General features: G+C 59.2%; 24 protein-coding genes and 1 other RNA gene. 8 read left to right on the top strand and 17 right to left on the bottom strand.

The genetic code is table 11. The annotated features are described in order from the left end of the window. The first annotated feature begins 30 nt into the window (after nucleotides 1-30). Entirely contained in the window at nucleotides 31-741 is a 711-nt protein-coding gene (locus HB393_RS11430) for a secretin N-terminal domain-containing protein (protein WP_345945155.1), read from the top strand. Between the two features lie 59 nt (nucleotides 742-800). Here HB393_RS11430 and rnpB read toward each other — a convergent pair. Both rnpB and HB393_RS11440 read right to left on the bottom strand, forming a co-directional pair. Next, nucleotides 801-1,257: RNase P RNA component class A (rnpB, locus tag HB393_RS11435), an RNA gene on the bottom strand. A 46-nt stretch (nucleotides 1,258-1,303) separates the two neighbouring features. Then, nucleotides 1,304-2,539 carry a DUF2252 family protein gene (locus HB393_RS11440; protein WP_213805304.1) on the bottom strand — a complete coding sequence of 412 codons (1,236 nt, stop codon included), beginning with the start codon at nucleotides 2,537-2,539 and terminating at the stop codon, nucleotides 1,304-1,306. A 159-nt stretch (nucleotides 2,540-2,698) separates the two neighbouring features. On the opposite strand from HB393_RS11440, the gene HB393_RS11445 reads away from it, so the two are divergent. Next, nucleotides 2,699-3,190 carry a ferritin-like domain-containing protein gene (locus tag HB393_RS11445; RefSeq protein WP_213805305.1) on the top strand — a complete coding sequence of 164 codons (492 nt, stop codon included), beginning with the start codon at nucleotides 2,699-2,701 and terminating at the stop codon, nucleotides 3,188-3,190. A gap of 75 nt (nucleotides 3,191-3,265) precedes the next feature. On the opposite strand, the gene HB393_RS11450 is transcribed toward HB393_RS11445, so the two are convergent. The 4 genes from HB393_RS11450 to msrA all read right to left on the bottom strand — a co-directional run bounded on the left by HB393_RS11450 (nucleotide 3,266) and on the right by msrA (nucleotide 8,411). After that, nucleotides 3,266-4,066 (bottom strand): SDR family oxidoreductase, encoded by an 801-nt coding sequence (locus HB393_RS11450; protein ID WP_213805306.1) that lies wholly within the window; start codon nucleotides 4,064-4,066, stop codon nucleotides 3,266-3,268. A gap of 169 nt (nucleotides 4,067-4,235) precedes the next feature. Next, nucleotides 4,236-4,820: a TetR family transcriptional regulator C-terminal domain-containing protein gene (locus HB393_RS11455; RefSeq protein ID WP_213805307.1), complete on the bottom strand. Its 585-nt coding sequence runs from the start codon at nucleotides 4,818-4,820 to the stop codon at nucleotides 4,236-4,238. A gap of 113 nt (nucleotides 4,821-4,933) precedes the next feature. After that, nucleotides 4,934-7,528, bottom strand: coding sequence for a TonB-dependent receptor (locus tag HB393_RS11460; RefSeq protein WP_213805308.1), 2,595 nt, complete (start codon nucleotides 7,526-7,528; stop codon nucleotides 4,934-4,936). Nucleotides 7,529-7,763: 235 nt separating this feature from the next. Beyond that, nucleotides 7,764-8,411 (bottom strand): peptide-methionine (S)-S-oxide reductase MsrA, encoded by a 648-nt coding sequence (gene msrA, locus HB393_RS11465; protein ID WP_213805432.1) that lies wholly within the window; start codon nucleotides 8,409-8,411, stop codon nucleotides 7,764-7,766. 291 nt (nucleotides 8,412-8,702) lie between these two features. Between msrA and HB393_RS11470 the strand changes: the two genes are divergently transcribed. Then, the gene (locus tag HB393_RS11470; protein WP_213805309.1) at nucleotides 8,703-9,644 is read left to right on the top strand and encodes an oxidoreductase; all 942 of its coding nucleotides are present in this window, start codon (nucleotides 8,703-8,705) and stop codon (nucleotides 9,642-9,644) included. Nucleotides 9,645-9,657: 13 nt separating this feature from the next. Here HB393_RS11470 and mnmG read toward each other — a convergent pair whose 3' ends face one another. The 4 genes from mnmG to HB393_RS11490 all read right to left on the bottom strand — a co-directional run bounded on the left by mnmG (nucleotide 9,658) and on the right by HB393_RS11490 (nucleotide 13,911). Then, nucleotides 9,658-11,664, bottom strand: coding sequence for a tRNA uridine-5-carboxymethylaminomethyl(34) synthesis enzyme MnmG (mnmG, locus tag HB393_RS11475; RefSeq protein WP_213805310.1), 2,007 nt, complete (start codon nucleotides 11,662-11,664; stop codon nucleotides 9,658-9,660). A gap of 61 nt (nucleotides 11,665-11,725) precedes the next feature. Next, nucleotides 11,726-12,340 carry an OmpH family outer membrane protein gene (locus HB393_RS11480; RefSeq protein ID WP_213805311.1) on the bottom strand — a complete coding sequence of 205 codons (615 nt, stop codon included), beginning with the start codon at nucleotides 12,338-12,340 and terminating at the stop codon, nucleotides 11,726-11,728. Nucleotides 12,341-12,385: 45 nt separating this feature from the next. Then, nucleotides 12,386-13,207, bottom strand: coding sequence for a zf-HC2 domain-containing protein (locus HB393_RS11485; RefSeq protein WP_213805312.1), 822 nt, complete (start codon nucleotides 13,205-13,207; stop codon nucleotides 12,386-12,388). After that, complete coding sequence (locus HB393_RS11490) at nucleotides 13,204-13,911, bottom strand: sigma-70 family RNA polymerase sigma factor (RefSeq protein ID WP_213805313.1); 708 nt, start codon at nucleotides 13,909-13,911, stop codon at nucleotides 13,204-13,206. The genes HB393_RS11485 and HB393_RS11490 overlap by 4 nt, the downstream gene beginning before the upstream one ends. A 412-nt stretch (nucleotides 13,912-14,323) precedes the next feature. Here HB393_RS11490 and HB393_RS11495 point away from each other — a divergent pair, with 412 nt between their 5' ends. Continuing rightward, nucleotides 14,324-15,409: an SGNH/GDSL hydrolase family protein gene (locus HB393_RS11495; RefSeq protein ID WP_255550992.1), complete on the top strand. Its 1,086-nt coding sequence runs from the start codon at nucleotides 14,324-14,326 to the stop codon at nucleotides 15,407-15,409. Between the two features lie 281 nt (nucleotides 15,410-15,690). Here HB393_RS11495 and HB393_RS11500 read toward each other — a convergent pair whose 3' ends face one another. Next, complete coding sequence (locus tag HB393_RS11500) at nucleotides 15,691-16,017, bottom strand: hypothetical protein (protein ID WP_213805315.1); 327 nt, start codon at nucleotides 16,015-16,017, stop codon at nucleotides 15,691-15,693. Nucleotides 16,018-16,326: 309 nt separating this feature from the next. Here HB393_RS11500 and HB393_RS11505 point away from each other — a divergent pair, with 309 nt between their 5' ends. After that, nucleotides 16,327-16,743, top strand: a complete 417-nt coding sequence (locus HB393_RS11505; RefSeq protein WP_213805316.1) for a secondary thiamine-phosphate synthase enzyme YjbQ — start codon at nucleotides 16,327-16,329, stop codon at nucleotides 16,741-16,743. Nucleotides 16,744-17,436: 693 nt separating this feature from the next. Here the strand turns inward: HB393_RS11505 and HB393_RS11510 are convergent. The 5 genes from HB393_RS11510 to HB393_RS11530 all read right to left on the bottom strand — a co-directional run bounded on the left by HB393_RS11510 (nucleotide 17,437) and on the right by HB393_RS11530 (nucleotide 20,869). Continuing rightward, nucleotides 17,437-17,832, bottom strand: a complete 396-nt coding sequence (locus HB393_RS11510; RefSeq protein WP_213805317.1) for a nuclear transport factor 2 family protein — start codon at nucleotides 17,830-17,832, stop codon at nucleotides 17,437-17,439. Between the two features lie 254 nt (nucleotides 17,833-18,086). Then, nucleotides 18,087-18,656, bottom strand: coding sequence for an isochorismatase family protein (locus HB393_RS11515; protein ID WP_213805318.1), 570 nt, complete (start codon nucleotides 18,654-18,656; stop codon nucleotides 18,087-18,089). Nucleotides 18,657-18,680: 24 nt separating this feature from the next. Beyond that, a complete protein-coding gene (locus tag HB393_RS11520; RefSeq protein ID WP_213805319.1) occupies nucleotides 18,681-18,986 on the bottom strand; it encodes a hypothetical protein in 306 nt (101 codons plus the stop codon). A 118-nt stretch (nucleotides 18,987-19,104) separates the two neighbouring features. Further along, on the bottom strand, nucleotides 19,105-20,415 hold the full coding sequence (locus HB393_RS11525; RefSeq protein ID WP_213805320.1) for an MFS transporter: 1,311 nt from the start codon (nucleotides 20,413-20,415) through the stop codon (nucleotides 19,105-19,107). A gap of 25 nt (nucleotides 20,416-20,440) precedes the next feature. Beyond that, nucleotides 20,441-20,869, bottom strand: a complete 429-nt coding sequence (locus HB393_RS11530; protein WP_213805321.1) for a MarR family transcriptional regulator — start codon at nucleotides 20,867-20,869, stop codon at nucleotides 20,441-20,443. A 282-nt stretch (nucleotides 20,870-21,151) separates the two neighbouring features. Between HB393_RS11530 and HB393_RS11535 the strand changes: the two genes are divergently transcribed. Beyond that, complete coding sequence (locus tag HB393_RS11535) at nucleotides 21,152-23,035, top strand: GMC oxidoreductase (protein WP_213805322.1); 1,884 nt, start codon at nucleotides 21,152-21,154, stop codon at nucleotides 23,033-23,035. 93 nt (nucleotides 23,036-23,128) lie between these two features. Continuing rightward, nucleotides 23,129-23,344, top strand: a complete 216-nt coding sequence (locus HB393_RS11540; protein WP_255550993.1) for a DUF3606 domain-containing protein — start codon at nucleotides 23,129-23,131, stop codon at nucleotides 23,342-23,344. A gap of 176 nt (nucleotides 23,345-23,520) precedes the next feature. Here HB393_RS11540 and HB393_RS11545 read toward each other — a convergent pair whose 3' ends face one another. Next, nucleotides 23,521-23,925 (bottom strand): hypothetical protein, encoded by a 405-nt coding sequence (locus tag HB393_RS11545; RefSeq protein ID WP_213805323.1) that lies wholly within the window; start codon nucleotides 23,923-23,925, stop codon nucleotides 23,521-23,523. A 148-nt stretch (nucleotides 23,926-24,073) separates the two neighbouring features. On the opposite strand from HB393_RS11545, the gene HB393_RS11550 reads away from it, so the two are divergent. Next, a complete protein-coding gene (locus tag HB393_RS11550; protein WP_213805324.1) occupies nucleotides 24,074-24,286 on the top strand; it encodes a hypothetical protein in 213 nt (70 codons plus the stop codon). The last annotated feature ends 39 nt before the right edge of the window (nucleotides 24,287-24,325 follow it).

Below are 24,325 nucleotides of genomic sequence, written 5' to 3' on the forward strand. Positions count from 1 at the left end.
AGTATGAGATCTGCGAACTGGATCCTTGGAGTGGCTTTAGCCTTGGCCCTGGGGGAACCCGGCGCATGGGCGCAGACGGAGACCGCCACAGCCAAGCTGAGCCCGGATACAGTTCAGAAGACCTTCTACCTCAACAACGTCTCGCAACAGGACGCGACCGAGGTCATAACGACTCTTCGCAATATGCTGGACCCCCGTGTGAAGATCTTTCCGGTCACGAACCAGAACGCAATCGTCCTGCAAGCCACTCCGGATCAACAGGCGCTCGCGCAGAAGCTGCTGAATGACCTCGACCGCCCCAAAAAGACCTACCGCCTGACATACACGGTGACTGAGCTGGATAGCGGCAAGCGTATCGGGACGCAACACTTCGCCATGATCGTGGTCGCAGGACAACGGACAGTCCTGAAGCAGGGCAGCAAGATCCCAGTGATCACCGGAACCTACACCTCTGGCAACACCTCCTCGCAGAACCAGGCGACGTACCTCGACGTAGGAATGAACTTCGACGCCTCCCTGGAAGAGTTCGCCAATGGAGTGCGCCTGCGTACGAAGGTGGAGCAATCGAGCGTAGCGGAGGAGAAGTCCGGACTAGGTGCGCAGGATCCGATCATCCGGCAGACCGTTCTGGAGGGCACCTCGGTCCTATCGCCGGGCAAGCCGCTGATCTTAGGATCGGTGGATATTCCGGGCAGCACCCGGCACCTGGATGTCGACGTGGTGATGGAACAGGTGCGCTAAAGGTCTAAGGCAAAAGAGAGTGGCCCCGGCATCCTGTTTGGGATGCCGGGGCCATTTGAGTTTGCAGACGGCCCGTAAGCCGAATTCTGTTTTAGACGATCATTCCTCTACGCGACGCATTACTGCGGCGCTTTAGCAACCTACCCGCAGGTTTCGGCTTCGGCTTCGAGCTGACGCTCTTGCAGATCTCTTCGCCTGGGCGCATCGGGCCGATACGCACTATCCGCCTGAAGAGGAGCGGCTAGTTCCCTGCCTATTTGGTCTTGCTCCGTGTGGGGTTTACCCTGCCGCCGACATTACTGCCGGCGCGGTGCGCTCTTACCGCACCTTTTCACCCTTACCTTCCGTTCGCTTGCACGACCGGCTTGGCGGTATCTTCTCTGTTGCACTGGCCGTCCAGAGGTCTTGAAACCTCCGTCCCGGACGTTATCCGGCACACTGCCCTGCGGAGTTCGGACTTTCCTCCCCCTCATGACGCCTTGCGGTGCGTGAGGCAGCGATCATCCAGCCGTCTGCAGGTCTAGTGTAGCGCAGAGAGCACGGTCCAAGTCTCGGAAGGCGCTCAAGCCGGAGTCTTCTCCAAAGCATATTGACGGCAGTGCTGCAGGTAAGCGGCCTCATGGCTGGCGGCAAGCTCGACGACGCTGCTCCAGATCCAGGACGGTGCATTAAGGGTCTTGGAGCGGGACCGGGTAAGCTCCGCGGCCCAGGCTTGGCGTGTAGGCTGATCCATCTGCCGGGCGTGGGCCTTGCCTACCACTCCTGCAAAGAGATTGGCCGCCGCGATCGCCTCGCCCTGGGTAAGCCGCTCCATCTCGAACTTGAGGTCCTGCGGCATCAACTCGCGGAGGACCACCGAGTGGGACTCCACAGGACTGACCTGGAACTGCGCGGCCAGCATACGTTCGCCGAGAAAAGGAGACAACGCCTTGGCTCCCGTGACGATTCGTTCCGCGTTGTTCCGAGGCATTGCGGCATCTTTCGCGCGGGGTGCCGCCGCTTTGACCGCCTCCTTGATGTCAACGATGCAGAGCCCATTGCCATGCCGCTTGCCGATGCCAGCCAGAACGGCGAAGCGAAGACGGCCAAGCGAGCTGCATCCCTTCATCCAATAAGCGGCGTCGAGAACCTGAACCACGTCATGGTCGTCGCGGGCTTTCAAGCTGGTGATAAGGCGGCGAACCTCCTCCTGCGAGAAGAGTCGCTCGATCTCGCGGCGCTCCGCGGCAGAGAGCACCCAGAAGCGAGAGCCGAGTGGAATGTGCGGAGTAACGTCTTCGATGCGCTCCTCCGCAAGATGACGCCACTTGCGGTTGAGCGCCTGCTTCATCACCAGGTGAACCGGGGCGACGTCCTTCTCGGTTACTTTGGAGCCTCTGCGAAGCAGCGCCTGCTTATAGCCCAACACAACCTGCTCGATCATCAGCGCGGTAGTGACGCCCGGCAGATCGGAGCTGCGAGCCGCCATCGCAAGCGAGAGGCTAAGACGGATAAGATCGTGCGCGGGGTTGCCAATGACGGTCTGGTCGAGGTCGCGAATCTGAATTTCGATCTTTCCCGTGGAGCTCGCGACCGGCCCGAGGTTGCCTATGTGGCAATCACCACATATCCAAACCGGTGGACCGTCAGGCACCAGGCACGCGGCCGAAGCTGAGTTGAGCCACTCGTAAAACTTGATGGTGTTACCCCTCACGTAAGCATGGGCAGACTGAGCCATCTTCAATCTGCGCCTTTGCGTGAGAATTGCTTGTCTCGAAAAGGGCCGTACAGTGCTGGTTTTAGAGTAGTTCGTGATCATTGTTGTAACTTCGATCGCCGCTTTTGTAAGTGGTCAGTAGGTAGGATCAAAAAATTAATCTCTGGAATAAGAAAAAAAGTAACAACGAGCATGCCAGATAGATGGAACCTGCATCGTATCGGTTGCAGTGGTTACAAAATCAAATTTTTGAGGTGGGTCATGAGTGTAGGAACGATGGATGAGTTGTTCGTGGATGAACTGAAAGACTTGTACTCGGCAGAGAAGCAAATTACGAAGGCGCTGCCGAAGCTGGCCAAGGGAGCTACCTCTGAGGAGTTGAAGATGGCGTTCCAGAGCCATCTCGAAGAGACCAACGGACAGATCGCACGTCTCGAACAGATCTTCGAGATCCTGGGCAAGAGCCCCAAGGGAAAGACCTGCGTCGGCATGAAGGGCGTACTCGAAGAGGGATCCGAGATGCTCGAAGACACCGAAAAGGGCGAGGTGCGGGATGCCGGCTTGATCTCCGCGGCACAGCGCGTCGAGCACTACGAGATGGCCGGTTACGGTTCAGCGCGCGACTTCGCCAAGCTGCTCGGCCAAAGCGAGATCGCCGCACTGCTCGATGAAACCCTCGCAGAGGAGAAGGCCGCGGACAAAAAGCTGACCGGAATCTCCAAGCAAGTGAACGTAGCGGCGAAGCAGGCTTAGTCGCCGTAGCTGTTTGTTTTGTTATTGCAGCAAGAAGGGCCGCCCTGATGAGGCGGCCCAATTTTTTGCCTACGATTAGATGGTGGTCAGATAGCGCTCGGCAGGGTGGTTGCGCCCGAGATTGGGGCGAAGCGCGAGGCGTGCCGTCTCGAAGTTCTGCCAGTCGGAGGCGTCAGGCAGCGATGGCATGGTGATGAGCTCCTGCTGGTCAAGGCCAACCAGCGCCGCGTCCACCATCTCTTCAGGGGACATCACCCACGATTGAGGAAGATTCTCGACCGGCTGGCCGGCCTTCGCCCAGAACTGAGTGCTGGTAGGTCCGACGATGACCGCCTGGAACCGAAGACCCTTATCCGCAAGCTCCGAGTGCAGCGACTGAGTAAGGGAGAGCACGTAGCTCTTGCTTCCGCTATAGACGCCGTTGAGGATCTCCGGAGCAAGCGCGGCGATAGAAGAGATGTTGATAATGAGGCCGTTGGCGCGCTGGACAAAGCCAGGCAGCACAGCGAGAGTGAGGCTGGTGAGGGCCGTGACATTGAGCTGAATCATGCTCTCCATCGCCTCCATGTTGGAGTCGACAAGTTTTGCTGTAGCTCCCACGCCAGCATTGTTGACGAGCGCGGAGATGGAAGCGTCGCTGCGAAGACGTTGCGCAACCCGTTCAACATCTATGGGATGAGTGAGGTCAGCGGGAAGCGTGTCGACGCTACGGCCGGTCTTGGCGGTAAGCGCGGTGGCGAGCTCGGTGAGCCGCTGCTGATCGCGGGCGACGAGAATCAAGTCGTAGCCCCGGCGCGCCAGGCGGTCAGCGTAGACGGCTCCGATGCCTGTAGAGGCTCCGGTAATAAGTGCGGTTCCTTTGTGATTGGTAGTCATAGCGTCCTCTTTAGTTCGAAATTTTCTGGGTTATCAGTTCGCCCAATACTTAGAGTAGACCGGTTGGTTAGTAGATTCGAAAAGTTCATATATTTCTAAATGAGGAGAGCATCTCTCTGTGGATTCTGTGGAAAGCACGGGCAGGAGGTCTCGCCCTGCCCTTTTACGACTACTTTTTGAGGAGAATATCGAAGATATAGTGGCGGAAGGTCCGGAGCGGCTCCAGCGATTGCTCCGCCTTCATACGCACCAAGGCGCCCTCCCAGGCGTTGAGGATAAACCCGGAAGTCTCGGACGGCTTGAGAGAGGCCGGAAGTTCGCCACGGGCTTCGGCTTCGCTCAGCACAGCGGCAAGGGCTCCCTGCCAGTAGACGAAGGTCTCGCCGAGAACAGATTGCAGGCGAGGAATATGGTCGGCGACCTCGATGCTGAGGTTGCCGAGGAGGCAGCCGCACAGTGTCTTCGCCCGCTCGTAGATAGCGGTCTGAGCGTCGAAGTAGGCGCGAAGCCGCTGCAGAGGAGGCTCGCTGGAGCTCAACAGGATGGGCTCCCTGAGGGCCGTCTCATTCGCGACATAGCGTTGAATGACCTCGACAGTAAAGGCCTCTTTGCTGGGGAAGTAGTGGTAAAAAGAGCCTTTAGGCACGCCCGCCATGTCGAGGATCTGCTTGACGCCGGTGGAAGCGTAACCGGTCGAGTGCATCGCTTGAAGGCCGATTTCAATAAGGTGATCGCGAGTATTTGCTGTTGCCATAACAATTAATAGACTGGTCCGCTACCACTTTCGATTCAAGCATCAGGTTCGGGCCCCAGCAACGCCCCAGGAACGCCCCAGACTCGCCCGGCAGCCGATAGCCTTCGGAGGGCCTAAAAGGTCAGTTGGACCGAGAGCTGGACAGCGCGCGGCGGCACAAAGTGCGTCCCGCTAAAGGTCGAAAGGAAGTTATACAGGGCGACCTCGTTCGCGGCATTGATCACGGTAGCCCGCACGCCCAGAGTGGCATGCTCGAAGTGATGGAGCCCGTCATCCCCCACGGACAGATCGATCAGCGTCCGCGGAGACACGCGCACAGCGTTACGATCCGCGTCGTACGTGCCCGGAGCAGGAATGCGAATACGATCGGTCGCAAAGGCAGCCGGCCCGCAACTGCGAATAGCATGGGTCGGGGTAGCGCGGTCCGCACCGCAGTGGAGCCCGATCTGGGACTGCTCATCCGGCGTTAGGGCCAGAGCCTCGGTGTGGGTGGGAACCGTGTCCGGAAGCGCAAGACCGCTGTTGTAGCGCCACACCGCTCCGGCCCAGAGGCGATGCCTCCCCAGAACACGCCGTGGAAAATCGTACCGAAAGTTCGTGGTCTGTTCGAACTCCTCGCCATGATCGATGCGAAAGACCGGGCTGGACGGAGCAGGGTTGAAGATCAGGCCCCCAACCTCCGGTGTAAAGAAGCGCGAACGGACGTGACCCATAACACTGGAGACATTAAATCCGTGGAGATCGCTGACTGCAAGCCGGACGGCAAGGCCATCGATCTTGGACTTCCGCCACGCCACGGAGAACGTAATAGGAGTATTGAAGAGCGTATCGAAGTCGAAGGCAGTATGGGTGAACTTCCAGTAGTAGTCGGCGTCGACCGTGACGTGGGAGCCAAAGGACTGGGCAACGCCAACGTTGAACTGGTTCCGTGTACCCGGACGAACCGGCTCAGAGCGAAACGCCGCAAAAGGGTTGCCGGTGCCGACACCCGTATCTCCTGCGCCAGACTCGTTGGCGAAGATAAGGTTCTCGTTATAAGGAGTCTCATAGAGCCGCGCATAGGAGAGGCGAAGCAGAGTGCGAGTAAATGGAGTCCTCCAGCCCGCCCCAAGACGAGGAGCCAACTGGCGTCCCCGGCTAAGACCGTCGTAGATGTCATAGCGTAGACCTGCGCTAAGCAGCAGATCGCCGAGATGAACCTCATCCTGCGCATAGAAGGCGGTCTGGACGATATCGGCGGACTTATCGAAGTGATACAGCCCGCCCCCGCGCGTGAGGTCGTAAGGGAGAAGCGCGGGCAGATAGGCAGGGTTAGATAGAAGGCCCACGGCAGTGCAGTCCCCTGGACTGCGGATACCAGGAGCAGCCGCCGCACCTCCGGCTGTGGTCATGCAAGGGGAGTTGTAGACAGGATCAGTCAGCGCCAGAGAGAAGCGCTCATGCAGCAAAGTATGGGTATAGGTGCCGCCAACCTTAGCCGTATGCGGGCCGTGAATATAGAGCGCCTGGGCATGGAGACCAGTGTTCGTAAGGGTGCGGTCCTGCGCCATCGTAGCGGTGAAATCGGCAAGAGGATCGGCGGAGGGCACATACTCGGCACGGTCGTGGCGCAGGAACGGAGTGAAGGTAAGCAGCAGACTGGGGCTAACCGTATGGGTCCAGCCAAAGGCCAGATTGGAGTTCCGTATCTGGCTGCGCCGATCCTGCGCCGCTGCAGCGGTGTCAAAGCTATTGGGCGTCTGGAACCACGAGCGGCCAAGGCCCATGTTCAGGTGAAGAAGATCCCGCTCGCGCGGCTGGAAGTCGACGCGGTCGAAGAGCCCTTCGCTGTTGCCGTGGGCGTGGATCGGGTCGAACTCGGGCGTGTCGAGGAAGCGGTTGGAGCCGCCGCCGTTCACGGCGAGAAAGTTCCCCCAGGCCTTGCTGCCCACACTGAAGGAGAGCGCCTCCGACCAACTCCCGAAGCTCCCGTACTCGCTGGACAGCGAGCCGGAGGGCTTATGATCGCGGCCCGACTTCGTGGTGATCTCGACGATAAGGCTGGTCTTATCGCCAAACTCAGCGGTAGGCGCCCCGGTGGTGGCCTTGAGCGTCTGGATAATCGCCGGGTCGATCTGGTTGGCGAAGACCTTGGCCTGCTGATCGGTGATCGGTTGTCCATCCAGCGAGAGAGACGTATCGGCGTGCTCACCCAAAGGATGCGCGAATCCATTCGCATCGGCGGCGACCCCAGGAGTCGTGCGGGTGAGGATCTCGGTGAGCCCCGTAGCGTGGTTGGTAATAGGAATGTCGGCGATCTGGCGAGCCGAGAGAACCCCATGCGCAGAGGTGGTCTGGGCGGTCGCAATCTCCTGATCGGCAAGCACAGTGACCTGCGCCTCGGCACGAACAGGGACCAGCCGCAGTTCAACGTCGGAGACCCCGGCGGGGACAATCTGGCTGAGCGGCGCGAAGCCCTCCGCTTGCACCTGAAGGACGCAGCCCTGAACGCTAAGCGGCAGAGTGAACGTCCCCGCAACGCTCCGGACTGCCTGCTGTTCCCGCTGGCCCGGGCATCGAAGGCTGACGGAAGCATTCGGGAGGACCGCCCCTGTGGAGTCTTCCACAAGAACCACGAGGCCGAACCCAGACGGAGCGCTGATCTGCGAGTACCCCGGCATAACCGGGAAGAGAACCGATAGAAACAGCGCTGAGGAGTAGTGAATCATATTTAGGTATGCCTAATTTCAATAATTAGCCTAACCTAAATTTGGACTTCGGAGCAAGAAATATCTCCCGCCCCTTTCAACGCGGACAGTTCAAGGAACTCGAAATCAATTGAATGATTGGGTAGAAAAGAGGTAGCGCCGCTACTCGTCGCCTGAGGCCACTCGCGATGAACTGCAAGTGGCCTCAGGCCGACAAGTTATGTGAGGTTGGAGGTTAGATCCCAACAAACTACGATTAGTGCTTCTTATAGTCCTGAAACAGATCCGGAAATTGTGCCTTCAAAGCAGCGATCTTCGGCACATCGCAGACCTGGATGTAAGGGTTATTAGGATTCTTCTCGGCGTAGTCCTGGTGATAGTCCTCGCCAGTATAGAACCCCTTCAGCGGCACTACCTGCGTCACGATCGGTTTCCCAAACACCTTCTCTCCATCCAACTGCGCGATATAAGCCGCTGCAATCTTCTGCTGCTCGGGCGTGGTGTAGAAGATCACCGACCGGTACGAGCTTCCCACATCCGGACCCTGCCGGTTCAACTGCGTCGGATCGTGCGCCGCACTAAAGAAGATGCGCAGCAGCTGTCCATACGTAATCTTCGCCGGATCGAAGACGATCTCGAGCGACTCCGCATGCCCCGTCGTCTCGGTCGTCACCTGGGAGTAGGTCGCTGTCGAAGCAGACCCGCCCGCATAACCCGCAGTGGTCTTTTCGACGCCCTTCACTCGCTGAAACACAGCCTGTGTTCCCCAGAAGCATCCGCCCGCAAACACCGCCGTCTCATGCCCTGGCTTCGCCGGCTTCACGGCATCGTAGGCCGCCGCTGGAATCGGCTCCTTGCGGTCGGCTTCCACAGAAGTATTCATCGTGACCATCCTCCAGCCCATCAGAAGTAATCCCGCAACCACCACGGCAATCAGTAAGTTTCGCATTGCGCTCCGCCCATCCTGTTACACCATCCAGAACCATATACCAGGTCCCGTCTGAGATTAGACGCTTATGAAACCCATTTGAACCAGCATTTCCCGGGGATTCGAGACGCGAAGAACGCGAGTCCGGAATAAACTCCCCGGGCATCTGTTCCACCTCACGTCCCTTGGTGCAGCAGACGAACCCATCACGTTGCAATAGGCTCAAGAAGATAAAGCTGAAGATAAAGAGAAGCGGAGAGCAAGAGCATGGCCTGGACGTCCGACCGAATCGAATCCCAACGTGGCCGAAGGGCAATCGTCACCGGAGGCAACGGCGGCGTCGGCTGGCATACAGCACTGGAGCTGGCACGCGCAGGCGCAGAGGTAACGCTCGCGGTGCGCTCCGTCAGCCGGGGCGAAGAAGCCGTCTCCCGCATCCGCGCCAAGCTACCCCACGCGCGTGTCCGCATGGCCCTCCTGGATCTGGCAAACTTGCAGTCCATACGGGAGTTCGCCCTCCGCATGGGCGACGAGCCGCTGGACCTGCTGGTGAATAACGCCGGCATCATGGGACTTCCCCGCCGCCATCGAACCTTGGACGGCTTCGAGGCTCAGTTCGGAATCAACTACCTCGGCCACTTCGCCCTCACAGCCCTATTGATGCCCGCCATCCTCGAAGCCCCCAGCGCAAGAGTCGTCACCCTGTCGAGCACCGCCAGCAAGCTCGGAAGCGTAGAGTTCGACAACCTCCAGGCCGAGCGCCGATACCACCCCATGGGCGCATACAACCGCTCAAAGCTGGCCGCCTTGATGTTTGCGCTGGAGCTGCAACGTCGCCTCTCCACCGCAGGCCTGAACGCAATGAGCACAGCCGCCCATCCCGGCTACGCCCCCTCCGATCTCCAAAAGATCGTGCCCGGACTAACGAAGTTCCTGCTGGCAATGATGAAGCCCACCATATCCCACAACGTCTCCCGCGGAGCCTTGCCCATCCTCTTCGCAGCCGTGGCGCGAGAGGCCGAACCCGGCGGCTACTACGGCCCCCGCGGCCTCTTCGAGATGTCCGGCCCGCCCGTGCCAGTCCCGATCCCCGAAAAAGCCAGGGACACCGCCGTAGCAAAGAAACTATGGGAAGAGTCCGAGCGGCTCACCAACATCCCCTTCGAGGTTGCCGCCCCCAGCCCCCTGGAACTAGCCAAACGCGCCTAGCTGACAGCCAAGCCTAGCCAGCAGCCTGCCGCTTACCTTGAATCTCGATATAAACATGCAGCAGGCTCACCGCCGCCGGAGTCACCCCAGCGATCCTGCTTGCCTGTCCCAGCGTCTGCGGCCGCACGCGCTTCAGCGTCTCCTGCATCTCGCGGCTCAATCCGCTCACCGTACTGTAGTCGAACCACGCCGGAATCCCCCGCCGCTCCGCCTTGCGCATCTTCTCCATCGTCTTCCGCTGCTGGTCCAGATACCCCGAGTACTTGATCTCGGTCTCCACCGTCTTCATCTCGTTCCGCACCCACGCCGGCAGCCGCGTCCCGCCCGCTGCATCCATCGCCGCAACCCAACCCGAGAACGTCTCGCCCCCCGCTGCCAGCCTCTCCCGCAACAGCGGAGCCAGCACCTCAATCCCCACCTCAGGCCGCTTCAAAAACTGTGCGAACGTAGTGCCCGTAACGCCAGTCCCGTCGCCGTCCAAACCCTCCACCAAATCGCTTGGCAGCTCCGAGATCCGCACCCGCGCCGTCTCCAGCAATCGCTCCAACGCCTCTGCCCGCGCCTGCTTCCGTTCGAACTCCGCCCACGCTCCATCGTCGATCAGCCCCAGCCGCCGTCCATGCGGAGTCAGCCTCCGGTCAGCATTATCGATCCGCAGATGCAGCCGGAACTCCGCCCGTGACGTAAACATCCGGTACGGCTCATTCGTCCCCTTGCTGATCAGGTCGTCGATCAGAATCCCCGTATAGGCCTCCGTCCGGTCCAGCGTAAACGGAGCCTCCCCACGAACCATCAGTGCCGCATTGATCCCCGCCATCAGCCCCTGGCAGGCAGCCTCCTCATAGCCGCTCGTCCCATTGATCTGCCCCGCCAGATACAGTCCAGCGAACTTCTTCACCTGCAGCGTCCGGTCCAGCTCCGTCGGATCGATCGCGTCATACTCAATCGCATAGCCGGGCCGCAGCATCTCCGCCTTATCCAGCCCCGGGATAGACCGCACCATCGCCGCCTGAATCTCCATCGGCAAACTGGTGCTCATCCCATTGATATAGACCTCATGCGTATTCAAACCCTCCGGCTCCAGGAAGAACTGATGCCGCGTCTTCTCCGGGAACCGCACAATCTTGTCCTCGATCGAAGGACAGTACCGCGGACCCACCGCGCCAATCTGCCCCGAGTACATCGGCGACCGGTGTACATTCTCCCGAATCAGCCGGAGCGTCTCCTTCGTCGTATGCGCCACATGGCACACAATCTGCCGCAGCGGCGGCGCCCACGCCCCCACCGGACTCCCGCTCCCATTCCCCATCGACCGGAAGCTGAACGGCGTAGGATCCTCATCCCCCGGCTGCACCTCAAACCGCTCCCAATCGATCGTGCGCCCATCCAGCCGCGGCGGCGTGCCCGTCTTCAACCGGCACTCCCGCAGACCCAGCCGCTTCAGCGCCTCGCCCAGCAATACACTCGCCGGCTCCCCGCTTCGCCCCGCCGTGTACTGCTCCTCGCCACAGTGAATCAACCCATTCAAAAACGTTCCGGTGGTGACAATCGTCGCGCCAGCCAGAATCACCCGCCCATCCCGCAGCTTCAAACCAGTCACCCGAGGCAGCTCCGCCCCCGCAACCTCCTCGCGAACCAGGTCGACCACCTCAGCCTGCTTGATAAAGAGATTCCGCTGACCCTCCAGCACCTCGCGCATCTTCACCCGGTACAGCGCCTTATCGCACTGTGCCCGCGGAGACCACACCGCCGGCCCCCGGCTCGTATTCAGCAGCCGAAACTGAATCCCCGTAGCGTCCGCGACCTCGCCCATCACCCCACCCAGCGCATCCACCTCGCGCACCAGATGACCCTTCGCCACGCCACCAATCGCCGGATTGCAGCTCATCTGCGCAATCAGATCGAGGTTCAGCGTAAAGATCGCCGTGCGCAGCCCCATCCGCGCCGCTGCCATCGCCGCCTCGCAACCAGCATGCCCGGCCCCAACCACCACCACGTCGTACTGTTCCGTAAACGCCATCACCCTTTATTTTACTGGCCAAAGACGCCCCAGCGCCCAATCCACTCCAAATACCAATACCTCACCGTGGAGCCCGCCCCACCCCCGAATCCCTCCCCTTAGCCCCCGAAACAGCGGGCGAGTTCGGCAAACCACCCCGCGCATCGTAAGCCTTCACAATCTCCCCCGTAATATCCGCCGCACTCGCCGCATACCATACCGCCGGAGCCGAATCCGGCCCCCGCTCGATCACCGCCGCATACCCATGCTGCTGCGAGTACTCCTGCAACACCCCAAACACCTTCTGCGCCACCCTCTGAAACACCTCCTGCGACTCCGCCTGCGAGTCGTTCCTGAAGTCCTCCGCCTCCCGCTGCAGCCGCTTCTCCTTCCCATTCAACGCCTGCTCCCGAGCCACCCTCTCCACCTCACTCAGCTTGTCCCCTCCCACACTCAACTGCTTCCTCGAAGCCTCCACCTCATCGTTCAGCCTCTTCAACGCCACCTGCCGCGGCAAAAACTTCTTCTCCACCGCACCCAGATCCCGCTGCGCCTCCGCCGTCTGCAATACCGCAGCATTGAAGTTCACGACCACGATGCCCGCCGCCTGCCCCGCCGCAGCCTGAGCCCAAACCATCGGGCCACCAAACCCACACATCACTCCAAAAAAGAACACACCTCTACACGACCGCCTCATAGCGACCTCTCCTATTCGAACCACAGTTGTCCTACGGATGAACCCTTACTGCGAGACCGAAGACCTCGGACTCACAACAGCACTCGAAAAACGCATCTCCTGCAAAGCCGCGCTCTGCGGCAGCTCCAGCGACAGCAACGAAGCAACCTTAGCGCCAGACCTTCCCACATACCGCACATCGTCTCCACGCCAAAGCTGCGGAACACGAAACGCCTTACCCTCCTCCACACCACGCAACCCCAGCCCCGGTAAGACATACTCACTCGAAAGCCGCGAGACCTTGGGCAAACTCATCCGCGACACAGCAAAGCCATCCTGTGCAACCCTGGGAGAGTACAAAGTAAACCGCGTCTGCAAATCAGCAGAAACATCCCCCCGCAACAAAGAAGACCGGCGCCCCACCCGCTTGCGCCCCACAGATCGCGACATCCGCACCTCGCGTACAGGAGCCGCACTCACCGCAGCCCGCACCGGCAAAGCATCCACCGCAACGGAAGCCACCGCACCCACATCGCCCGAAGAAAGACGAACCCTCAAAGCAAAGCCAGCAAAGACAACAAAGACCAGCGCAACGAAAGCCAATCCCCATCCATGCAAGAGCAACGACCCCTCCGACGCCGCCGCCCGCAGCGGAACACCCTCCCTCACAGCCCGCGCAACAAACCGCTCCTGCATCCCCTTCGGCATACGCCCCGACTGCTGCGCAGAGGCCAGGCCGCAATCAACTTCAACCATCTCCTCGAGACTCCTCCTGCAATCCCCACAACCAGCAACATGCTCCCGCAGCTCAGCAATCTCATCCCCCGCCAACTGCCCACTCACAAACAGAGCACACAACATCTCGAACCCCTCATGCTCGCTGTTCATCGCGCACCCCCATCCGTCTTCTCGCGACGCACATCGCAGAAGCTCCTGCGCAGCCTCTCCAGCCCCCGGTACAGATTGTGCCGCACCACCCGAACGCTCTCTCCTGTTCGCATCGCGACCTCCTCCGCCGTCAGCCCCTCGTAGTAGACCAACTCGATCGTCCGTCGCTGCCGTGGCTGCAACGTCTGCAGCAACTGCCCCAGCAAGATACCGCCCTCCGCCACCGAGTAATCCGCCTTCGCATCCTTGGGCAGCAACAACCCCGGCAACACATCTTCAATCGAGTCCGTATCGAAGAACCGCCGCGCCACCTGCGACCGCCGCAGATTGAACGTCCGGTGATACGCAAACATCAGCAGCCAAGCCTTGAATGCACCCTTCGCCGGATCGAACTGCGCAATCGAACGAAACACATCCAGAAAGATCTGCTGCACCGCGTCCTCCGCCTCTGCATCGTTCCGCAGAATGCGTCGCGCAATCCCAAACAACAATCCCCCATGCCGCTTGAACAAGACCGTCAACGCATCCGCATGGCCCCGCTGCAACTGCTCCGCCAACTCCTCATCCGAACAGAGCCGCTGCCACAGTTGTCCCAGCAACGAGGGCTCCGAAGCAGGTGAGACATCCGGAACACCTGGCAGACAAATCTCCGCATCCCGCGCCGGAAGAGCATCGAAGACCAGCCGCCCGACCCGTGAACTCATCACGATCTCCCCAGCACCAGAGACTCAACTCCCAACGCCGTCGCCGTCATCATTCCGTGCTCTCCTGCAAGAGTATGCCCGCAAGACACCCCATGTTCCCCACCCCAATCTCAAAAACAGATCGAAACTTAGCAGAACGTAGCGAAACAAGCGCCAGGCTTATTTAGGGCCACCTTACTTAGAAAAACGTTATTTAGGTATTTGACGTTCTTCCTAAATAACGAGCCGAAGAAAAAACGAGCAAGATACCCACACATGAATTTTCCTCTCTCCCATCCTTACCCTCGCGGAATAAAACAACGCCCTCACTGTTCAGATCAAGGGCAGCGTCTCCAAACGCATGCCCCCTGAGCGAGGAATAGCTGTGAAATATCAGAAATTGACTGCACGATCGAACGCACCCTATAGAGCAATGCTTTCCGCCGCGGCAATCCTGATGGCGATGGCTCTTGGCTCCACATCGCTACACGCCGCCTGCACGCTCGATCCCACCGCCAGAGTCCCAGCCGGTGGCGTCAAACTACAAGTGCTCACCTTCGGGGATAGCCTGCTGGACGTCGGCGCCTACCAGAAGTTCGTTGGAGAGAAATTCGGCGGTGGAAAGTTCACCACCAACCCCGCAAAACTCTTCATAGAGGACGTAGCTTGCACCTTCGGAGACGTCCTCACACCCGCCTTTCAGGGAGGTTTCGGCCAGCCACTCAAGCCATCCGGCGGCTTCAGCTACGCCCAGGGCGGATCTCGTGTCACCTTGCAGCCGGGCATCGGTCATCCAGCCGCCGGAACCCCAAACGCCGACTTCGCCTTTGAGACCACCATCCCAGTCGCGCAGCAGCTCAACGAGTACCTCTCCGTATACCAGCGGTTCCATCCCAATCAGCTCGTCGTCTTCAACGGCGGAGCCAACGATGTCTTCATCAATCTGGAAATCGCCCAGGAGATAGGCACACCAGCGGCGCTCCAGGCGGCACAGCAGGCCATCGTCCAATCCGCTTTGGATCTTGCGAACTTAGTCGATACCGCCCTGGCAAAAGGCGCGACCCACGTAGCCCTCATGAACATGCCCGACCTCGGAAACACCCCGCAAGGCTTCTCCAGTGCGGATCATGGCCAGTCGCTCACCCAGATCTCCCAGCTCTTCAACTCGACCATGCTGGGTCAACTCCAGAGCAAGGGTCTCCTCAATAAAATCGTCGTACTCGATACCTTCGGCATCATCGACAACGTCGTCGCAAACTTCGCGGAGTTTGGATTCCAGGTCTCAAGCAACGGCATGGCCTGCAACGCGGCAGCAGAGATCGCAGAGGCCACAGCTTTGAAACTGGCAAACCCAAGCCAGTTCAACGACTCCCTCTTCTGCTCCCCGAAGACCTTCACCGCGCCCAACGCGGATGAAAACTTCGTCTTCGCGGACACCGTTCACCCCACCACCCACCTGAGCGCCATCTTTGCCAAGGCTGTGGAGACGCAACTCGAATCCAGCAACCTCATCAAATAACGGCAGAAATAAGTGCACAAAACCAAAGAGAAAAGCCCCAAGCCACCGGCAAGGGGCTTTTCTCTTACATCAATTTTGAAAATGGAACGAACCCCATAAAACGCATTCGCTCTGAGCCAGCTCTACCGGCAGATCGTGCTTAGAGTCGATCTCCCTGACGCCGGCCATGGGAATACTTCTCTCGAATCGCCTTTGCTCTCCTCCTTTGAGAACTCACGCAGGCGAACACGACCATGAGTGAGATCATGAGTGAGATCGCCGGATCCGGCTTCTGAAGTCCACTATGCAAGTTGTAGAAAACCAGCCCGCAAAGGATCGCCAAAGAACCAAGCATGATCGCTGGATGTGCCGTGGGAATTGGTTTTAACATAGAGCTTCCCTTCGATCTCCGGAAACATCTGAAGATAGACGTCCGGATAAATATAAGCCTCGCCACCTTTTTTTCTGCCAAAAACCTCAGCAAAATCGCATGTCAAGCCCTTAAACCAACGAACCCAAGCCAAATCAGCCACATACAAGTGGCACTTTAGTTTCGACACCCTCACTAAAATAGAAGTAGAGATCAAAAAAGAGAAAGCCCCAGGCCCAACGGCAGGGGCTTTTCTCATGGGCGAAGCCGAAAGGAACCACAACCCGTAAGTCACGCTGGCTGACGTATTTGGACGCAACCGCTTTAGAATCTTCGTCTTGAGAGAGGGTCTGCGCGTTAAGCCATTCATTACAAGCCGGTTATGCCCAGGCAAGGGGGGAGGGGTGGCCTCAGGAGCGCTAGGTGACGTGGTAATGATGCATGTGTACCTAGGCGATCCTACGAAGACCGCCTTCGACCGCATGCATATGCGGCCGCGTACATGGGGATTAACATCGAACCACGATGTCCACCCAAGAGCATTTAGAGAGGACAAGGAGAGAGAAGATTGAAGCAATCCGTGCACAGCCTTGAAATCGCGACGCGAGGCCAGGGGCTCTACGAATTTACGTCGACCATCCGCGAATGGACGAGCCGCCAGCAGATGCAGACCGCCCTTCTGACGATCTTTTGCCGTCACACTTCGGCTTCGCTTTTGATCCAGGAGAACGCCGATCCGACTGTGCGCGCCGACCTCAAAGCGTACTTCGACCGGATCGCACCCGAGGACGGTCCCTATGAACACGACTCGGAGGGCCCCGACGACATGCCAGCTCATCTGAAGACGGCATTGACCCAGGTGCAGCTCTCAATACCTCTTGTGAATAGCAAGCTCGCTCTGGGCACCTGGCAGGGCGTCTACCTTTTTGAACACAGAGTACGTCCGCACAGACGTGAGATCGTTCTGCACCTGGTGGGAGAATGAGTGCTTCATGAGGCGGCTGCCTAGGGTCATGTAAGCAGCGGAAGAATGCGCTAAAGTTAAACTGTGAGTCTGAGCAGCCACCTCCGCCGAATGTTTGTGCTTCTTCTGGCATGCCTTTGGATCACGAGCGCATCTTTTGCCGAGAGTCTCTCGGCAGAGTTTCCGCTGTGTCAGCCGGACCGTTCCCCTTGCTGCCCGCTACCAGTGAACTATGCGCCAGGATCTTGTCCGGCGTGTCAGGCACCAATCACGGTCGCCGCAAAAGAAGAGACCAAATCGGAGAGGGTCCGTTTCAACCCACGCTCTGAGAGTGTTCACCATTCCAGACAGGTTCCTCTCATCCGCGTGGCTCCGCGCGAGCTTACTGTAGGTTTGCGCTATCATCCGGCCGTTTTTCAGCTTAAGGACGATCTGCGAATTTAGAGAGATTCTTTCTCTCGGCTTGCATTTTATGGCCCGTCATTGTTGACGGCCGTGTCGTTCTTTTCCGAAAACCTAAAGGAGTTTTTATGAAGATCAAAGTCCTATCGTTGGTAGTTGCAGCAGTTATGCTCTTGTCTCTGCCGGCGTCTGCCGCAACCATCAACGCCTGCTGCGGAGAGCCTGCCTGTTGCGATGGTGGTAGCTGCTGCCAATAGCAAGTGTGTCAAAACAGAGAGGCCGCCTCCGGGCGGCCTTCTCATTGGATAGCAATTAGGATCGATGGGCGAATGCGGCTGAAGGACCAGCGGTTTGATCTGCTTCCTCTCCGAGGTCCATGGCTGCGATGAGGCCGTTGTTCATAGTGAATACATGGAGAACCTCGCTGTCCGAAAGAACATCTCCTTGAAGGCTCTTGACGAGTTGGTGCACCCTGACGCGGGTCTTGCCTCCGTCTTCCTCGGCCATTGCGAGCGGTTCGACAATGGGATCGAACTCACTCCATTGTCGAGTCCAGTAGGCGCGGACCTCTTCTTTTCCGACGACCTTGCCGCCCTCCGAAGCCTTGGGCCAGCTCACGTCCTGCGTCATCAGTGCTAATGCACCGTCGACGTCCCGCTGGTTGAATGCGGAGTACGCCTGCTCAATCGTGGTCTTGGTGTCTCCCATTCATCCTCCTATAACGCTTGCCATGCACTTGGGTTCTTGTTATGCGATCCGTCCACATCATCGCCGACGAGTTTTGACAAAAGCAAGGACGAAGCCACACCGTTTTATCTTTCTGTTCCTTCGATGCGGTAGACAGGCAGGGAACGGGAACGTGCTTCCTCCCAATTCAGATGGCTGCCACAGCCGGGCGGGAAGGCCAGAGTCACCGTGCTTGCCTCCTGCTCCAACTGCTCTCTCGAATCCGAAGTCGACTACTAGCGGAGTGGCATCTCCTCCTGGAGGCGTTGCAGCACGCTGGCGGTTGTGTCTACTTCGCTTAGGCGAGGGAAGATCTTTTCGACGCTGTGCGCGTGGGCCTCGGCGCTTCGGTCGGTCATGGCATCTGCGATGAGGACGACGTTGTAGCCCAACTCATAGGCGCTGCGTGCGGTGGATTCCACGCCGCTGCTGGTTGCGATGCCGGTTAGGAAGACCTGGGTCACGCCGCGCTGGCGGAGGTCGTGATCGAGGGAGGTGCCGATGAATGCGCCCTGCCGCTGCTTGGTAATGAGGAGGTCGGTGGGTTGCTGCTCCAGTGCGGGGATGAGGTCGGCCCAGTCGTCTGGAAGAGAGAGCTTGGGACGGGTAGCGTCGGTGCGGCCTGGGGCTCCGCCGGTGACGTTGACGAGGACGACTGGCAGGCCGCGTTCGCGGAAGGCTCGCGCGAGTTGAACGGAGCGGCTGACGATCTCGTTGGTGGGGTGCGCGGTATCGGCGGCGACGATGCCTTTCTGGAGGTCGATCACGATCAGGGCAGAGGTGGTGTCGAGGGTGGCGAGGGGCATCTCTCTCTTCCGGTTGATGTGGCGTTATCTGGTGTGCTTTTTGGAGAAATTGATGCTCGACAGGATTCCGATGGTGGCTATGCCTGAGAAGATTGCGAGGGTTGGGTCGCCTTCGGTTGCGACTTCTCCTACTCGAAAGAGGATGTAACCGACGACGATGTTGGCTAGTGCCCAGAGGATGTTTACGGTGGGCGAGGACAGACCTTTTCCGGGAGGTTTGGCGAATGGTGTGGGGAAGGGATCTCCGGAGATGCCGTGCACGAAGTGAGGGACTACGTTGGCCAGGAAGCATCCGGAGAAGAAGCTTGCGATGGAGTGGTATGGGTTCATTTGTTCTCTCTTTTGTTGAGGGTGGTGTGGGCGAAGGGGTCTGGAGCTGAAGCCCCTTTTAGTAGGGCTAAAGCCGAACGCTAATCCGAACGACAAGAGCAACAGCAGTGGCTCGACGTTATACAGGTGCGGGGAGCAGGCCCATGTCCTGGTAGATGGGCCGCATGATGGCTCTGATCTTGGGGAGTTCGAAGGTGAACCAGAGCGAGCCGGCGATGCAGCAGGTGCCGGTGATGATGACGGTGTGGGGCGCTCCGATGTGACCTGCCAGCGCGCCTGCCAGCAGGCTGCCGAACGGTGAGGCTCCGAAGAAGGCCATGGTGTAGTAGCTCATCGCACGGGCGCGTTTCTCTTCGGGCACCAGCGACTGGATGATGGTGTTGCTGGCGGATGCGGTCTGGATCATCCCAAAGCCGACGAAGGTCATCAGGATGAGAGAGAGCCACAATGTGTGCGATAGGCCGAAGAGGATCAGCGCGCTGCCCAGCGTTGCGGAGGCGATCTGAAGCATGCGGGTGAGACCTACGACGGACTTGCGAACGGCGAGAGAGAGCGCCGATATCAATGCCCCGAATCCTGCGGCTCCCATGAGCCAGCCTACGGTCGCCGCGCCGCCGTGCAGGACCTGGGCGGCGAAGATGGGAAGCACCACGGCCCAGGAGTATCCCATGAGGCTGATGAAGGCGAAGAGCAGAAGGATGGTCCGGATGGGACGGAAGGTGCGGACGTAGTCCCAGCCCTCGCGCATCTGCTGGAGCATGTTGGCCTGGTGGCGGGGGAGGTCCAAAGGGCGAATGCGCATCAGCAGCAAGGATGCGATGACGGCGAGGTAGCTGATACCGTCAATGAGAAAGCATGCGCCTTCGCCAACGGCTGCGATGACGAGGCCGGCGACGGCGGGGCCGATGAGGCGTGCGCTATTTGCCATGGAGGAGTTGATGGCGATGGCGTTGCTAAGGTCGTTGCGGTCGTCGACCATCTGCACGAGGAAGGATTGACGCCCGGGCATGTCGAAGGCGTTGATGATGCCCTGGAGTACGGTGAGGGCGATGATCTCCCAGAGGGTGATGATGTGGGCCAGGGTGAGCGCGGCCAGGGCGAGAGACTGGATGGCTGCCGCGGCTTGTGTCGCTATGAGCAGCTTGCGGCGGTCGAGGCGTTCGACGCAGACGCCGGCGATTGGCCCCATGGCAAAGGAGACGATCTGTCCGGCGAAGCTTACGATGCCGAGCAGAAGGGCGGAGTGGGTGAGTTGGTAGACGAGCCAGGTGGTGGCCAGCCGTGTCATCCAGTTGCCGATTAAGGAGATGCTTTGGCCCAGGAAGAAGAGTTGGAAGTTGCGATGCCGCAACGCCCGCCAGGCGTGTGCGAAGGAGCGTCGAGGGATAGGTGTCTCCTGTGTATTGGGTGGGACGGTGGGCTTGTTCATTGGTTGTGGCCTTCTCTTGGGCGAGTTACTTTTCTGCCAGGCGCTTGATGATCTCGCCGGCGGCGAAGAGGGTTGCTTGTTCTTGTTTGTCGAGTTGGGATATGGCTTGCGCGAGCCAGGTTCGTTTGGCCTCGCCGGTGCTCTTGCGCAGAGCCGCTCCTTTGGGGGTCAACTCGATATGGACCTGGCGGCCGTCGGTGGGATGAGGCTTGCGCTCGACCATGCCCATCTCTTCGAGCGCGGCGATGGTGGTTCCCATGGACTGCGGCTTCATGCCTTCGGCGCGGGCGAGGTCGGCGGTGGTGGCAGGGCCTTCCTTGGCGAGACGGCCCATGACGGCGGACTCGGTCAAGGTGAGCTCATGCGAGGCGGTGGCTGCCCGTATGCGGCGCACCAGGAGGCCGATGGCTTGAGTCAGGTCGGTGACGGCGGTTTCGAGTGTTCTGGATGGCATGACAGTTTTTATCTTATCTAAACAACAGCTGAACTTGCAAGTTCAGCTTGCAAGTTTGCCTGTCGTTATGACGAACGAGGTTGTGGGTGCGTGATGGAGGTGCTACGGCATCCCCCGGGCTGGATGCGGCGGTGGGAATAAAGAGATAAGTCAATGGTTCTCTATGACGTGCGGGAGTAACGCCAAGCGCATCTCTTTGTCGAAGGGGTGAGCCTCATCGGTTGTATTTCGTTGTGGGTGCGGGCCTTATTCCGGCGATTTTTTTCGGTGAGGTGAGGTCCAATGGCAGATGAGATTTATGACTTCGTGGTAATCGGGTCGGGAGCTGGCGGTGGGCCGGTGGCGACGAATCTTGCGCGTGCGGGGTATACGGTGCTGGTGCTGGAGGCGGGCGAGGACAACGACAACTATAACTATCGCGTTCCTGCTTTTAATAGCCTGGCGAGCGAAGATCCGGCGATGAGTTGGGACTTCTTCGTTCGGCACTATGACGATCAGGCGATGCAGAGGCGTGACTCGAAGTATGTCGCGGAGCGCGATGGTGTTTTTTATCCGCGGGCCGGGACGTTGGGAGGATGTACCGCGCATAACGCGATGATTATGGTGTATCCGTTCAACAGCGACTGGGAGAACATTCGCGAGCTGGTGGGGGACGATTCGTGGTCGGCGGAGAGTATGCGGAGTTACTTTGAGCGGCTGGAACACTGCGACTATCTGTCGGAGATTCACCGATCGATCGAGGCGGTCTCCGGGCTGTTGCATGGGCAGGGAACGCATCCTGCGCGGCATGGCTTCTCGGGCTGGCTCCATACGGAGCGGGTGAGCACGGAGCTGGTGCTGAAGGATCTCGAGTTGCTGAAGGTGATCGTGGAGGCCGCGGCGACGGGGCTCGCGCATCATCTGGGCGATTTACTTCTCGATCTCGAGACGTTCCTGGATCCGAACGATTGGAGGTTTGTGACCAGCAAGAATCGGGAGGCGGTCTTTCCTACTCCGCTGGCCACGCACCGGGGGATTCGCAATGGGACGCGGGAGTTGTTGTTGGAGGCGGTGAAGGATACGGGTGGGAAGCTTAGCATTCGGACGGGCGCGCTGGCTTCGAAGATCGTCTTCGATGAGGATCGGCGGGCGGTGGCGGTGGAGTATCTTGTGGGGCCGGGTCTCTATAAGGCTTCGCGGAGCTTCTCTGCCGATGCCGAGCCGTCCAAGGTTACGGTGCGTGCGCGGCACGAGATTATTTTGTCGGGTGGCGCGTTCAACAGCCCGCAGTTGTTGATGCTCTCGGGCGTGGGCGATGAGGCTGAGCTGAGGAAGTTCGGGATTACGCCGGTGGTGTCTTTGCCGGGCGTGGGGAAGAATCTGCAGGATCGGTATGAAGTAGGGGTGGTCTCGAAGATGATGAAGCCCTTCGGCCTGTTGAAGGGCGCGACCTTCACCCCGCCGGTCGATGGAGCTCCCGTGGATGCTACCTTTGCCGACTGGGAGCAAGGCAAGGGGGTCTATACGACCAGCGGCGCGACGATTGCCGTGACGAAGCGGTCGAGTCCCGAGAGAGCCGATCCGGATCTACTGATCTTCGCGCTTCCTGCGTACTTCAAGGGGTACTATCCGGGATATTCCAAGGCTACGGAGCGGTATCACGATAAGCTTACGTGGGCCATTCTGAAGGCTCGTACCAACAATACTGCTGGAGAGGTAAAGCTGCGCAGTAACGATCCGCGGGACACGCCTTCGATTCACTTTCATTACTTCGGCGAAGGAAACGATGCTTCGGGAGACGACCTGCGCGCGGTCGTCGAGGGAGTTAAGTTTGCGCGGGAGATGAATCGGCATATTGAGAAGAAGGTCGGCATGGAGGAGCAGGTGCCGGGGCCTGCGATCTCTTCGGATGAGGAGATTGCGGACTTTATTCGACGTGAGGCCTGGGGACATCACGCTTCGTGCACGAATCGCATGGGACCGAAGGAGGATCCGATGGCGGTGCTGGATAGCCGCTTTCGAGTGCATGGAACGAAGGGGCTGCGGGTGGTGGATGCGTCGGTCTTTCCGCGGATACCGGGTTTCTTTATTGTGAGCGCGGTTTATATGATCGCGGAGAAGGCCAGCGATGTGATTCTGGAGGATGTTCAGGCTGCGGAGGGGGCGAAGGAAGGGTGGGACAATTAGCTCCGAATCGCGATGCATTGGCGGCGCGGGACATCCTATGGGGAGGCAGGCTCATCCACCTTAGTAGCCTTTGGGCTGAGATAGGAGTTCCTGATGTCCGATATGATTGCAGTTCCAGAAGAAAATGAGGTTCCGAAGGAGAAGAAGGGGCCTCACGATCCGAATGAGATCAATCCCAAGCTCGCTTCCGATATCCACTACTGGGCCACGGAGTTCCATGTGACGGGGCAGCAGTTGCATGAGGCGATTCGCGTGCACGGCACGCATGTTGCCAAGGTGCGCGAGGCGCTGAAGCATCACAAACATTAGAGATTGGGGAATAATTCGCCCATTGCGGGGGTTATATCAGGCGAGATGTGCCGCAGCCAGCCTGTAGGCACCGCGGACAGTTATTCGTCGTGTTGAAAATAATGAAGTATAGGGCTAGAGGTCGCGTTGATTCCGCGGCCTCTTTTGTTTTTTGTAGGTTCTTTCGCGTGCGGGGCTTAGAGGCAGTCCCGGGACCAGCGGAAGAGGGTGACGGTAAGGAGTTGGTCGGTGGGGGAGGCGGGGGCTTCGGGGGTGGGGCCGGAGGGGGTGAAGTGTAGGCGCACGTCGATGTCGTCGTGGGAGCAGAAGCGCGCGCTGTGCTCCTGGCCGAGCTTGATGAACTTATCCCAGGTGGGGCTGTCGAGGTGGGCCTCTTCGGCGGAGACGTTGCGGGTGTGGAGCAGGTCGTCGACCTGGGCGCGGGTCAGGCCGGGTTTAAAGTCGTTGGCGTAAGTGACGAGGGTCGCTTGATAGTGGGCTTCATGCTGCCGAAGGCGCACGGCCTTGCGATAGCTGTTGGCCTTCCAGAGGAGAGCAGCGAAGAGCAGGAAGATGGCGATGGTGAGAATTTTTAGGTTCATTGGGTGGTGGGGACCGTAGGCAGACGTTAGATGGGTGGCTGGTGGACTGTCAATGAAGGGAAGATCTCGCGAGGATTCGCTTGAGATCTCCCGGGTTTGCTATTGCCGTTTTGTATCGATGCTGAGAGCATTGGGGCAGAGGTGGGGTATGGCCAATAAACAGAGAGGCTATCCTGACCGTCGCGGGATGGGTGCGCAAAGCGACTTCATCGCCGAACAGTTCATCCCTGGTGAAGAGTACAAAGCGGAACAGATGGCGAGGGTTAAGAAGCTGCTTGCCGCAGGTGTTAGCCCCGAAGAGATCGCGCAGATGTTTTCCATCCCCTTCGATCTGCTTTCGGGTCAAAAGGACAATCCATAAGCCTGTTCTGAGAATGGATCAAATTGGTCCACTCCGGGG

This window comes from Granulicella sp. dw_53 (genome assembly GCF_018449545.1).
In the GTDB taxonomy this organism is placed as follows: Bacteria; Acidobacteriota; Terriglobia; order Terriglobales; family Acidobacteriaceae; genus Edaphobacter.